The sequence below is a fragment of the Trichocoleus sp. FACHB-6 genome (assembly GCF_014695815.1).
In the GTDB taxonomy this organism is placed as follows: domain Bacteria; phylum Cyanobacteriota; class Cyanobacteriia; order Cyanobacteriales; family FACHB-T130; genus Funiculus; species Funiculus sociatus.
Window position 1 is genome coordinate 1 of the sequence record NZ_JACJOY010000045.1, and the last position, 12,709, is coordinate 12,709.

The 12,709-nt window shown below is 44.6% G+C and carries 14 protein-coding genes; 5 read left to right on the forward strand and 9 right to left on the reverse strand.

From position 1 onward, the window contains the following. Positions 1-114 precede the first annotated feature (114 nt). Entirely contained in the window at positions 115-393 is a 279-nt protein-coding gene (locus H6F66_RS08460; protein WP_190420187.1) for a hypothetical protein, read from the forward strand. A gap of 122 nt (positions 394-515) precedes the next feature. Here H6F66_RS08460 and hflX read toward each other — a convergent pair whose 3' ends face one another. The 7 genes from hflX to H6F66_RS28840 all read right to left on the reverse strand — a co-directional run bounded on the left by hflX (position 516) and on the right by H6F66_RS28840 (position 6,443). Next, positions 516-2,204: a GTPase HflX gene (gene hflX / locus H6F66_RS08465; RefSeq protein WP_190420207.1), complete on the reverse strand. Its 1,689-nt coding sequence runs from the start codon at positions 2,202-2,204 to the stop codon at positions 516-518. A gap of 95 nt (positions 2,205-2,299) precedes the next feature. After that, positions 2,300-2,734, reverse strand: a complete 435-nt coding sequence (locus H6F66_RS08470) for a tetratricopeptide repeat protein (protein WP_242019197.1) — start codon at positions 2,732-2,734, stop codon at positions 2,300-2,302. A 297-nt stretch (positions 2,735-3,031) separates the two neighbouring features. Next, positions 3,032-3,301, reverse strand: a complete 270-nt coding sequence (locus tag H6F66_RS08475; protein WP_190420189.1) for a hypothetical protein — start codon at positions 3,299-3,301, stop codon at positions 3,032-3,034. Positions 3,302-3,412: 111 nt separating this feature from the next. Next, on the reverse strand, positions 3,413-3,754 hold the full coding sequence (locus H6F66_RS08480; protein ID WP_190420191.1) for a type II toxin-antitoxin system PemK/MazF family toxin: 342 nt from the start codon (positions 3,752-3,754) through the stop codon (positions 3,413-3,415). After that, on the reverse strand, positions 3,747-5,189 hold the full coding sequence (locus H6F66_RS08485) for a tetratricopeptide repeat protein (RefSeq protein ID WP_190420193.1): 1,443 nt from the start codon (positions 5,187-5,189) through the stop codon (positions 3,747-3,749). Before H6F66_RS08485 ends, H6F66_RS08480 begins: the two co-directional genes overlap by 8 nt. 62 nt (positions 5,190-5,251) lie before the next feature. Beyond that, positions 5,252-6,229 (reverse strand): 7,8-didemethyl-8-hydroxy-5-deazariboflavin synthase subunit CofG, encoded by a 978-nt coding sequence (gene cofG / locus H6F66_RS08490; RefSeq protein ID WP_190420195.1) that lies wholly within the window; start codon positions 6,227-6,229, stop codon positions 5,252-5,254. Positions 6,230-6,320: 91 nt separating this feature from the next. Next, positions 6,321-6,443 (reverse strand): hypothetical protein, encoded by a 123-nt coding sequence (locus H6F66_RS28840; protein ID WP_277873907.1) that lies wholly within the window; start codon positions 6,441-6,443, stop codon positions 6,321-6,323. On the opposite strand from H6F66_RS28840, the gene H6F66_RS08495 reads away from it, so the two are divergent. Genes H6F66_RS08495 through H6F66_RS08505 form a run of 3 tightly spaced genes read left to right on the forward strand, consistent with a single transcriptional unit; the run spans position 6,442 to position 10,077 of the window. Then, positions 6,442-9,348: a glycerol-3-phosphate acyltransferase gene (locus H6F66_RS08495; protein ID WP_190420196.1), complete on the forward strand. Its 2,907-nt coding sequence runs from the start codon at positions 6,442-6,444 to the stop codon at positions 9,346-9,348. The two genes, H6F66_RS28840 and H6F66_RS08495, sit on opposite strands and share 2 nt — an antisense overlap. A gap of 45 nt (positions 9,349-9,393) precedes the next feature. Beyond that, positions 9,394-9,681 (forward strand): Ycf66 family protein, encoded by a 288-nt coding sequence (locus H6F66_RS08500; protein ID WP_190420198.1) that lies wholly within the window; start codon positions 9,394-9,396, stop codon positions 9,679-9,681. Beyond that, on the forward strand, positions 9,682-10,077 hold the full coding sequence (locus H6F66_RS08505) for a hypothetical protein (RefSeq protein ID WP_190420200.1): 396 nt from the start codon (positions 9,682-9,684) through the stop codon (positions 10,075-10,077). A 64-nt stretch (positions 10,078-10,141) separates the two neighbouring features. On the opposite strand, the gene H6F66_RS08510 is transcribed toward H6F66_RS08505, so the two are convergent. Both H6F66_RS08510 and H6F66_RS08515 read right to left on the reverse strand, forming a co-directional pair. Further along, positions 10,142-10,912, reverse strand: coding sequence for a Uma2 family endonuclease (locus tag H6F66_RS08510; RefSeq protein WP_190420202.1), 771 nt, complete (start codon positions 10,910-10,912; stop codon positions 10,142-10,144). Between the two features lie 326 nt (positions 10,913-11,238). Continuing rightward, on the reverse strand, positions 11,239-11,694 hold the full coding sequence (locus H6F66_RS08515) for a pentapeptide repeat-containing protein (RefSeq protein WP_190420203.1): 456 nt from the start codon (positions 11,692-11,694) through the stop codon (positions 11,239-11,241). A 318-nt stretch (positions 11,695-12,012) separates the two neighbouring features. Between H6F66_RS08515 and H6F66_RS08520 the strand changes: the two genes are divergently transcribed. Continuing rightward, on the forward strand, positions 12,013-12,510 hold the full coding sequence (locus H6F66_RS08520; RefSeq protein ID WP_190420205.1) for a DUF393 domain-containing protein: 498 nt from the start codon (positions 12,013-12,015) through the stop codon (positions 12,508-12,510). The last annotated feature ends 199 nt before the right edge of the window (positions 12,511-12,709 follow it).

The following is a 12,709-nucleotide window of genomic DNA, read 5'->3' on the forward strand; positions in this document are numbered from 1 at the left end:
TTATGAGTTATTGCCAGAAACATCGGAGACTTTTATTTATCTGGCAATGATCCGTATCATGGTCAGGCGGTTGGCATAATATTTAACCCCTCACCACTTTTCAAACATCCTCTAATGCTCGCAGAGAAAAAGCCTCAAGGTGAAACACAGTTTTTTAATCGGGCGATGGCAATTTTTCATGGTGGAACCCAAGAAGTTATTTTAATCGACAAAGAGCTTGGTGCTGATGATGTTTGGGAAGTTCTTCCTAGAGCTGAGGCTGCTAAATATAATGCCTCGATTCCGTCGTCTTGGAAACAAGGAGAGGGGATTTCTCTCTCCAAAGCAGCATCATCCAGTAGATTATTCTATTGGGATGGCAAGCAATACACTTATTATGCAACCAGTGATTAAGGTTTAACTTAAGAGCGCGTTTAATCCCATTTTATTTTCTTAAGGCTAAGCATTTGATCCCCCCAACCCCCCTTGTGAAGGGGGGCTATTCTCAAGTATTTTTTGCATGAGAACCCAGAGGCTTAGCCGGGCGCGATCGCATAGTGAACCAGTTGGCTGATGCGGTAACGCAGAGTTTCTAAACCCAGGCGATCGCTTGCGGAAATAAACACCGCTTGGGGAAACTCCTCTTTTGCCAGCACCAGAGTATCGCCATCCACTTGATCCATCTTGTTGAAAACAATCAACGATGGCCCTGGCGTTACTGGCATTTCTGACAAAATCGCCATCACAGAACGAATTTGACTTTGCCAAGCTGGATGAGACAAATCCACCACATGAAGCAGCGCATCCGCTTCTGTCACCTCTTCCAATGTGGCACGGAAAGCATCCATCAAAGAAGGCGGTAACTCGTGAATAAATCCCACCGTGTCTGTAATCACAATCTGCTGCGCCTCGTCTGTCACCGCATCGGGTATGACTAAACGCCGCGTAGTCGGGTCGAGAGTTGCAAACAACTGGTCTGCTGTGTAAACTTCAGCATTAGTTAGCACATTCAGCAACGTAGATTTACCAGCATTGGTATATCCAACTAAGGCAATTGAAGGAACATCCTGATGTTGCCGTTGTAAACGTAAGCGGGAACGGTGCGCTTGCAGCTGGTTCACTTGCTGTTGCAGTCTGGCAATGCGACGCTGAATTCCCCGGCGCTCAGTTTCTAACTTGGTTTCACCAGGCCCCCTAGTACCGATACCGCCACCGAGTCGAGACATTGCTTGACCGCGACCAGTCAGGCGCGGCAGCATATATTCCATTTGCGCCAATTCTACCTGCAACTTACCAGCACCAGACTGAGCGCGTTGGGCAAAGATATCCAAAATCACTTCAGTCCGGTCTACCACGCGGATACCAGTCTGAGTTTCTAGATTGCGGACTTGTGCGGGTGAGAGGTCGCGGTCAAAGACGATCAGGTTAACTCCCAGCGTTTGTGCAGTCAGGGCAATTTCTTGCACCTTACCTTCCCCAACCACGGTCTGGGGATGGGGACGGGGACGTTTTTGCTGCATTGTTTCCAACACTTGCCCCCCAGCGGTATCCACCAACCGCGCCAATTCTTCCAATCCATCTTGGAATTGCAAGGGTGTCATGTCTTGAGTCATCAACCCCACCAGAAGGACGCGATCGCGATCGCTGTCTACTTGCTTAGCAACAAATTCTCGCTGAAACTCGGCTTCTAGTCCATCCACCAGTTCCAGAAAATCCTGGTTGCTCAGCGCATCCAGGCTCATCGGTGGCGACAGATTCCAAATTGCTTCCGGATGGGGAACTAGGTGAGCTAGATAAGTTTCTTTGATGTAACCTGTGGCTCCCCCACCGCGTCGCTCAAACCCTCCCCCTGTCAGCGATAGCACTGCCAGCACGTCTAGTCGTTGCATTGCCATTGCAGTCAATGCAGCTTCACTCGGTGCTTCTGATTTCAGTTGAGTAGATATGCAGCGAATACCGCTGAGTCGTTCTGCACCGTAACGAGGCAATTCTAGAGCGGGAATCTGCGTTTGCCTGGGGGTTCCCACTCCCACGCGAATCACCTGTCCCCGGCGATTAATGTAGACGGATACAGGCTGATTGATTTCGGTGCTAATTGCTGCCAACCGCTGGGCGAATTCCGCTGTTGTAATGTGATCGCCTGGTAGCCGCTGATGATAAAGCTTCTCTAGCTGCTTCAGCTGGCTGGACTTTAACCCTTGAAGATTACCGTAGATGGTTTCGATAGGCGTTTTGTGCCAGATAACCTGGCTCCTGAATTCTATAAATTTATTTTACTAATTTCCTGCTACAAGCGAGAGGGGAAAATACCCATTCCCGATTACCAATTACCCACTTTCTCAATTAGTCTTTGCCAAAGGGATGTCTTTTTGATTCCCAAAGCTTTGTCATAGCTGGTGTAAGCTTGTTTGTAACGCCCCAATCTATGTAGCGCTGCGCCTCGGAACATCCAAGCTTCTTTATCTTCTGGTGCAATTTCTAAAGCTTTGTCACAACTTGTTAACGCTTCTTCATAGCGTTTGAGGTGAATTAACACTACGCCTCGGAACGTCCAAGCTGCTTGATTTTTTGGGGCAAGTTTTACAGCTTTGTCAAAGCAAATCAGTGCTTCTTTGTTGCGTCCTAAGTTAGCCAGCGCTTCACCACGACTGTACCAGATTTCGTGGTCGTCGGAGTCAATTCCCAGCGGTTGCTCATAGCGTCCTAATCTACGCATAGGTATTTTTACGCCAGTAAACTTGGCTTCAGAAGACATTAGTCTATTTTACGATGGGTTTTTCCTGTGGGATCGTTATGTTAAGGGATGCGAAGTAGAGGATGGGTGAGAATGCGTAGGACGGAGTCCGAGGCGAAGCCATCGCGCTTTGCAGTGAGTGAGAATGCGATCGCGCTTTGCGGTGAGTGAGAATGCGATCGCGCTTATCTACCTTTCTCCAGTGACTACTTTGCCATCAGCCTAAGTTAGGAAATTAAACATTTACACTTTATATGCTTCCTATCGGCTGATTCAACCATTAATTTGGTTAGCCAATCTACTGATAGTGCAAAAAAACTAGAAGATTGCACGAACTAAACGTATTAAGAAAGCTCCGCTTATGCCCTTGGCTAAAAACACTATCCAATCATTAGGCTGTTGAAAAGTTTCTGAGGCAACCTTATATCCAATCCCTGCCATTGCTCCTAAAATCAAAAGCCTACCAAAATCTACTATTAATTGATTACGCTGATTATTTATTTTTAATTGTTTATAAAAATTCGTTGTGTCTACAATCAAAAAATAACCTATAGCTGAAAAAACTACTAACCCTACTAAATACTTCATAAAATACTATATCCTTTAAAATTATCAATCTGTAGGAGTTCTCATTGAAAATAATGATAAAGACAAACTTTAAATATTATCCCTAGGTTGGTGGAGTGGGCGATCGCGTAATCACTTTCTTAGCAAGTTGCACAACTTTTCAGCAATTTCAGCCTGTGTATTTAATGACAACTCACCCAATTCACGCCGGATAACCGATGTACGAACTGTCATCAAGTGATCCAACCTGATTGTAGATGCTCGATCTAACCCACTGACAGCAAAGTCTGGATGACTGGTTTCTAATACGATGTCTGTTTCCAGTAAATCCGCTGGAACCCGACCGGTAATGAAAGCCAGAACAACGTGACGATATGCTCCCACAGGGTTAGTGATGCAGACAGCTGGACGCACTTTGGTAGCTGATAAATCATCAAACGGGAAAGACACTAGGACAACTTTACCCTTAGTCATTGAATGGTTCGCCGTCAGCTAAAGTGTAGATGTCTTCTTCTCGGTCTGTTATAAAACCATAATTTGGATCACTGGCTACAGTTTTCGCCCATGCTGGGTCATCGAATGGTTCGCCGTCAGCTAAAGTATAGATGTCTTCTTCTGGGTCTTTCAAAAAATCAAAAGCTGGATTTCTGACGGCTGCTTTGAGCCATTCATATTCTTCCAGTTCTACTTTTTTAAGTAAAGCAGCTTGCAGTGCCTCTTCTTCCGTATGACTTCCTTTCTGAATCAAAGCCTGAAAACGCTCATCATCTCGAATGCCGTCAAAATCTGAGTCATTTCTTGCGATATCCAGGCATTTATCAGGACTCAAGTTAATGGCTTGTTGCAAGTTCTCAATTGCTTGCTCAACATTACGCTGTATGGCATAACAGCAAGCCTTGTTATACCAAGCTTCATGGAACTCCGGTTTAAATTCAAGAGCTTTGTGATAACTAGCGATCGCTTCATCTAAGCGTCTTAGATTAAACAGCGCAATCCCCCGGTTGTACCATCCTTGATAAAATTCTGCTTTTTCCAAGGCTTTTTCATAGCTTGCGATCGCTTCTTCATAGCGTCTTAATTTGTTCAGTAAAGCACCTCGATTATTCCAAGCTTCATGGTCATCGGGTTTGATTTTTATAGCATTATCGAAACTAGCGATCGCTTCCTCGTAGCGTCCTAAATTCCCCAGTACATTACCCCGATTATTCCAAGCTTCGTGGTCATCGGGTTTGATTTTTATAGCATTGTCGAAACTAGCGATCGCTTCCTCGTAGCGTCCTAAACTCCGCAGTGCATTGCCCCGGTTATTCCAGGCTTCATATAAATCCGGTTTAATTTTCAGAGATTTCTCGTAGCTATCCAATGCCTCCTCTAATCGCCCTAATTTCGCGAACGTACTGCCTCGGTTGTTCCAAGCTTCGTAGAAATGCGGTTTAATTTTCAGAGATTTCTCGTAGCTATCCAATGCCTCTTCTAATCGTCCTAAGTCAAACAGGGCATTACCTCGGTTGTACCAAGCTCCATAAAAATCTGGTTTGATTTCCAGATGTTTATCGTAGCTATCCAGTGCCTCCTCTAATCGTCCCAAATTTCCCAGCGCACTGCCTCGGTTGTTCCAAGCTTCATATAAGTCTGGTTGAATTTTTAGAGATTTATCGTAGCTATCGAGTGCCTCCTCTAATCGCCCTAACTCTAACAGCGCATTACCTCGGTTGTACCAGGCATCATAGAAGTCTGATTGAATTTCCAAGAGTTTGTCGTATTCAGCGATCGCTTCTTCAAAACGTCCCAAGTTGAACAGCGCATTGCCCTGGTTGTACCAAGCTTCATCTTTGTCAGGTTTGATGTCTAGTAGTTTTTCGAGCCTGATGATTGCTTCTTTGTAGCCTTCTAAAAGCTCTGTACTCATTGGATTATGTTTTTCGTTTAAGTTTTTTCGGATTCGTCATGTGGGCGTTAGTCTAATCGCTTCTATTTTATGCTCTCTTCTAATAAACTAGCACTCCTCCACCGATTAACAGCTTCCTTTAACCTCTCCGACAACCAATTATCGTACTGAGGATAAACAGGCAACCGAGGCACTAATTCCCAACCCGCGGGTTCTAGAATGTCTGTTAGTTGCTGATGCTGAATATGAGGATAATCGGGATTAACTTCGTCTTTTGGCCCAATCCCTCCTAAATCTCTGGCACCAGCTTCTATACAAGCGAGTAACCAACTTGAATCTGTAACTAAATTGGGGGGAATTTGGATGGTAATATCTACTGGGAGAATTTGACGCGCTTTCGCAATAACTTCTGGTAATTGATGCGGATTAAAAGGTGGTGCGTCGAAAGTTTGTTGAGCGCCGGGACTGTGGGGTTGGAGGATGACTTCTTGAATATGATTGTAGTTTTCATGGAGTTGCGCGATCGCATCCAATGTTTCCCACCAATGGGTTGAACTTTCGCCAATCCCTAAAAGCAAACCTGTGGTAAAGGGAATTTGCAACTTTCCAGCCCATTCCAATTGTTGCAGCCGTAATTGTGGGACTTTACTAGGCGCGTGTTTGTGGACAGTCTGCAAAAGTTGTGGCGTTAATTGTTCCAACATTAACCCCATCGAAACATTAACTTCTTGCAACTTAGCCATTTCCGCAAAACTCAATGGGCCTGCATTTGTATGAGGCAAAAACCCCATTGATAGTGCTAAATCGCACAAGTCATAAATCAACTGAAACCAAGACTCCCGACGTGAGGATTGGGGATGTACTTCACCGCTTAAAATTAAAATTTCACAAACTTCTTGACTTTGTAACCGGGTTAAGATTTTTTCTGTGTCTTGTAGAGTCAGCCAGGGACTTTTACCCGGCTCAATGCGAAAGTTGCAGTAAGTACAGCGATTAAAACATTCGTAAGTAGGGACAACGGTATAAGCGGGGCTATAGGTGACAACGTGGGAAAGTGACATAGGTTAGATTTTTATAACGCAAAGGAAGGCAGAAGAAGTATGATTTATAGCCTGTGTAGACAAGCTTTGTTTGTATAGGGGCGACTACCCTTCAGGAAGGCGAAGCGCCTACAGTCGTCCGGCTTATTTTAATTTGCGCGATCGCTTGGAGCGTACCTTGGCGTTGAAAAACACTACTACAATTCAGGTGAGTGGTTATTACAACGGAAATCATGACGCTGACTCAAGTTTGGGGAGCGCTACTTATCTTTATTGTCTGTCCTCTACTAGGAGGATTGCCCCTGACTGCCTGGATTGTTCGCGCATTGTCTGGAAGGCAACTGTCAAGACTCGGCACAAGGAATGTGTCAGTCTCGGCGGCTTTTTATCACGGGGGACGGCTGGCGGGGATTCTAGCGGTGTTGTCGGAGGCTTTGAAAGGCATTGCCGCAGTATTGCTAGCTCGTGCCTTCTTTGAGACTGATCCAGCGTGGGAGCTAATCGCCTTAATTGCGCTGGTGATGGGGCGTTATTGGATGGCGCGGGGTGCGGGGACAACGAATGTGGTCTGGGGTTATGTAGTGCATGACCCGGTGGTGTCGGTCTTGGTATTTATAATTGGGGGAATTGGCTTTACACTGGTACGCGAGAGGAAGCTGGGGCGCATCTGGGTTTTGATTTTGTTACCCATCCTGAAGCTACTTTTGCCGAATCGTACCACGGGGGAAGTTGTCGCCGCGATCGCTCTGAGTTCTATCATCGCCTGGATTTACCAAAATATCCCCGATGACCTCGATCTTCCAGCCACGCAAGCACAAAATGGGAATAAGGCTGTGTTTCGTTTTTTCCGAGGTGATAAAGCAATCGTTTCTCTGGATAAACCGTTAGACGCAAACAAAGTCGGTCAAAAAGCCGCCACGTTATCCCAGTTGAAGCGTTGGGGTTATTCAGTACCGATGGGTTGGGTTTTGCCGCCAGGAGACGATCCGGCGCTGCTAATTGAGTATTTACAGCCTTCTGTTGCAGAACCTTTGGTAGTGCGTTCTAGTGCGGTGGGCGAAGATTCGGCACAATCTTCGGCGGCGGGACAATACGAAACAATATTAAATGTGACGAGTGGGGAAGCTTTGGAAGAGGCGATTACGCGGGTTCTAGCTTCATACAATAATCCGGCTGCTGTCCAGTATAGACGCGATCGCGAAGCGTATGCGCGAAGCGCTCCTCGCGACTTGCCAGAATCCTCAATGTCGGTGCTGATTCAAAAACAAGTCCAGGGTGCTTTTTCTGGCGTTGCTTTCAGTCGCGATCCGATTTTCCAGCAAGGCGATGCTGTGGTAATTGAAGCATTGCCGGGAGATGCTACGCAAGTTGTCTCTGGACAAGTTACACCAGAACAGTATCGGGTTTTTCTGGGCGATGTAGAAAATTTGGATGTAAATTCTCTAGAAGTTGAAGGTAGTGGTGATGTACCGCAGGGATTAATTCGGGAAGTCGCCTATTTAGCGCGTCAACTTGAGAGGCAATTTCACGGTATTCCGCAAGATATCGAATGGAGTTATGACGGGCAAACGCTGTGGCTTTTACAATCGCGTTCTATTACTACTTTACAACCTATTTGGACGCGCAAAATTGCTGCTGAGGTGATTCCAGGAATAATTCGTCCTCTCACTTGGTCGATTAATCGTCCTTTGACCTGTGGAGTTTGGGGACAAATTTTTACTTTAGTTTTGGGAGAAAGAGCTGCTGGTTTAGACTTTAATGAAACTGCTACTCTACACTTTTCCCACGCCTATTTTAATGCAACACTGTTGGGACAGATTTTCCTTCGGATGGGTTTACCGCAGGAAAGTTTGGAATTTTTAACTAGAGGTGCCAAATTTTCTAAACCGCCTTTTAGTTCTACGTTGCAAAATGTGCCTGGTTTAATGCGGTTGCTTGGACGCGAATTGAGTTTGGAAAAAGATTTTGAACGAGATTATAAAAATTTACTTTTTCCGGTTCTAACTGTAGAAGCTGCTTTAGATAACCCAGATGCGTTATTCCAACGGATTGAAAAACTTTTGGAAGTGCTAAAAACTGCGACTTATTACAGCATTTTAGCTCCTTTGAGTTTGGCAATCCGGCAGGGAGTTTGGAAGGTCAAAGATATCGATTTGGATAATAGTATCACTCCGGAAGTTGCTTCTTTGCGATCGCTCCAAGAACTTGCACGAGAAGCCCGGAATTTGCTACCATCTTCGCAATTATCCCCGGATTCGCCTTCCCTATTCGCAACGCTGGCTGAAATTCCCGATGGACAGACTATTTTGGAACGATTCGATCAATGGCTTGAGCGTTACGGCTATTTGAGTGAGGTGGCGACAGATATCGCGGTTCCAACTTGGAGGGAAGATCCCCACGCGGCGCGAGAATTGTTTACTCAGTTTTTGGGAGAGAATGAACCGCCAAGACGCAGAGAACGCAGAGAGAAAAGGGGATGGAAGGTTAATGCTGTGCAGAGGCGACTTGATTTAAAGGGAAAGGTTACTGAGGTTTATAGCCGTTTGTTGGCTGAGGTAAGATGGTGTTTTATTGCTTTGGAGGAAATTTGGTTACGGTCGGGTTTACTATCTGAGCCTGGTGATATCTTTTTTCTAGAATTTGATGAGGTTCGGCGGATAATTGAAGGGGATAATAAAAGTTTAATTGAGCAAATTTCGCAGTTGGTGGAAAAAAGGCGATCGCAACTTAAACAAGATAGTCAGCTTACTAATATTCCCCCCTTAGTTTACGGCAATGCGCCGCCAACTCTCAATTTTATCCCTCAATCTTCAATTTCTACAAAGTTGTTGCAAGGAATTGGTGCTAGTCCCGGACAAGCTGAGGGAAAAGTGAAAGTCATCCGCAATTTACAAGCGATTTCTGATATTGACCGCAATACAATTTTAGTTGTACCTTACACCGATTCTGGTTGGGCGGCGCTATTATCTCGTGCTGGCGGTTTGATTGCAGAAGTCGGTGGAAGACTTTCTCACGGTGCAATTGTTGCTCGTGAGTATGGTATTCCAGCGGTGATGGATATTCACAATGCTACGAGGCTGTTGCAAGATGGTCAGCGTGTTAGGATTGATGGTCAACAAGGAATTGTAGAAATTTTGTAAGTTCTAAAAATGAATTAATCCCTTAGCAAATTAATAAAAGTCAATATGATAAACTTTGGACTCAACATACCCAGCCTTCTAGGCATCTTACTAGCACTTATAGGTATATTAATTATACCTTTAGGATTATCGCTTCGTAGACCCTTCAGAGTAGGGAATGTAATTCAAGATATAGTTTTTGCTGTAATATATTTATTGTGCGGTATAATATTATTTTTCCAGGGATGGCGACTCGATCCGGTTTTACAATTTGGGCAATTGCTATTAACCATTTCCAGTATCTACTTACTCATTAAAGATATCCTTCGTCATTCTTCAATTTCTAGAGGTTAAATGAATAATAGCGCTAAGTTTGCTCTTGCCATAATTTTAGGTTATTCCTTGTCCTGCGCTCAAGCTAATGCTCAGGTAAGTCCTAAAACAAACTGTCCTTATTCCGGAGGTCAGTGGTTAGTTCGGGCTAAAAACGTGAATCGCACTGTTCTTCAACGTCTAGCCAGAGAGTATCCAAGTTTACGGCTCAGCGAATGTTACTGGCAAGACACCACTTCTTATACGAATGTGAGTGGCATCCAAATCGGCCCATTTCCGACTCCACAAACAGCAGGAGCTTTTTACCAGTATCTTACTTCTTATGGGATTCGTTCAACAGATGTAACTATTGTCAATCCTCCCTCTAGACCACTTCCAACGGTAAAACCAACAGTAGAACCAAACGAAACAAGATAAAAGGTAAAAGCTAATAGTAATAAAAAACAATTAGCTTCTACCTTTAATTTCCAACTATTAGCCATTAGCTAATTTCATCAGGGTTAATTCCTTGAGAACGCAAGTATTGGGCTAATTTATCTGCCCGTTGACGTTCTTGTTCAACTCTTTGACGTTCTTGTTCAACTTTTTGGCGTTCTTGTTCTAATAATTCTTTCCCCCACAACAGCAAATTTTCCCCCTCATCCCACCAGCGCAACCAATAACCTGTACGTTCTTCCTTTTCCCCTCGCCAAACTCCCAAAAATAATCCCATGTCCGCTATCCAATGGCGACCTTCGGCGTTTGGTAATTCCAATTCATACCGTCCTGCTTCCAACTTATATACCTCCAGCAGTCCGGTTTCTTGATCAAAAATTATGTAGGTTGGGACTTGAAGTATTTGTTCGTAAAAAAACCACTTACCAGGCGGGTAGGTGCGTTTAACTGAATATTCACCACCATCAGTTTCAGAGAGGAATTCCATGACGACGCTGGGGTTGTCGCCTTCTAGGTTGGGGGTATAGCTTTTGCGTTCTTTACCCGGTTCTAGTACAGAAGGAACGTAAACCCAATCTGGCGCTTTGATTATCAAGTTCCCGTTAACAGTTGCACACAGCCCAAAATTTGAGGCAATGAGCATTTCTGGCTTGATATACCCCATAAGTTCTAGGATTTCTCGGAGTGCGCCTGCAATCAGAGGTTGACCAGTATTTTCCACAGGTTTTTCTTCTAATTGAAAGTCGTCAGGCAACTTTTCCCAGGTGACGGTCAGCGTTGCCATTGGGTGGACAAGATAATCCTGAGTCGTGACCATGACTTTACTATCTGAAAGTTTTAAATGTTAAATAAACTTAGTTACTGGACTGCAAAGCAGTCTTGCATTAATTATCTACTAGAATTCTTACAATCAACCCTGAACTAAAGTTCGAGGCTTGGTAGCTAAAGTTAATCGTTAAGATTTTTGGGTAAATGTTTCAAACCATTTTAACGGGTTTAAGCTTTAAGAAGAAAAAGTTCTTTTAAGGTTGCCAGAAACCCACTAAATAGAAAACTCCCATTTTCTGAAGTTTTACTCAAAAAATGGGAGAATCATCTGTGCTATGAGAGCTATTTAAAGCAGGTCTAGCCGTTCAACACAACCTAGTCCCAAGGTTGTATACCCGCATCTTCTCCACCAATACCAATGCCTGTGTTAAATATTTCAGCATCAGTAATGATCAGCCCATCCATCGATGCGCCATACACATTAGCGTCATAAATCTTGGCGTTAGTAAAATTAACTTGGTTGAGATTTGCTTGTTGGAAATTCGCATTGGTTACAAAAGCTAAGGTTAAATTAGCTCCTGTTAAGTTTGCATTAGTCAGGTCAGCGCCTTCGAGGTTGGCATCCGTAAGGTTTGCGCCTTGCAAATTGGCTTCTCTCAAATCAGCACCAAGCAAATGGGCGCCACGGAGGTCTGCCCCTGATAAATCGCACCGAAAACATTGCCCAGTGGACAATAGCTGCTTTACGTGAAGCGGATTCTCAGCTTGAACTGGGTTAGTGAAAAATAGGGGAGTGAATAAGGCGCATATTGCTAAAAGCTTGAGTTTCATGATTTTCCCCCTTTATAACAAAGATTGGTTCCGTTTTCTTCCTCACACTTCTCTATTATCTCACTAAGCTGCTTGAAGATATTGATCTATCCCACAGCCAAGTAGCGATCGCAAACATACTATTTAATTGATTAGGTGCTGTTTACCTGCGCGATTGGGATTACTGTAGCGTCTGTTAGAACCTGGCGATCGCGTTACTGGCGCACACCAGCCTCAGCAAACGGCAATTAGGGCAGGAAACCGATAACCCATAAAAATGTTAAGTTTCTTAAAATAGTAGAATCCTCGCTTGAGGAATAAGCTAATTGAGAAGTACCTATGTCGTTGAATACCCAGTTTCCCGAATCGGCGGAAGTCGCTACTAAACCTGAGTCATGGCAGATCGAACTGCTGTATGACGGTGAATGTCGATTGTGTCTGCGAGAGGTCAACTTCTTGAAGAGACGGGATGCAGGTCGAGGGTTGGTGGCGTTTGTGGACATCGCAGGCGATCGCTATATCCCGGAAGCGCATGGCGGTGTTGACTTTGAAACGGCGATGGGGCGAATCCATGCTGTACTACCTGATGGTACCGTGATCAAGAATGTAGAAGTTTTCCGTCGCGTTTACGAGATTCTGGGGATGGGGTGGATCTATGCGGTGACTAAGTTGCCGATTATCGGTTCCATAGTGGATTGGCTGTATGGAATTTGGGCTGACTGGCGACTCGCCCTGACTGGACGACCCGATTTGGCGACAATTGTAAGCGATCGCCAAAAGCGCATAGAGTGCGAGACGCAGGGGCGCTGTCGGCTAAATGATGATAATCAACCTTAAAATCGTGGATTTATTAACCTCCAATTCCCTACGTAGGGGCATGGCAGTGCCATGCCCCTACAAAACGCGAATTTTATAAGTTATTTAGAGGATGTTTGAAAAGTGGTGAGGGGTTAAATATTATGCCAACCGCCTGACCATGATACGGATCATTGCCAGATAAATAAAAGTCTCCGATGTTTCTGGCAATAACTCATAA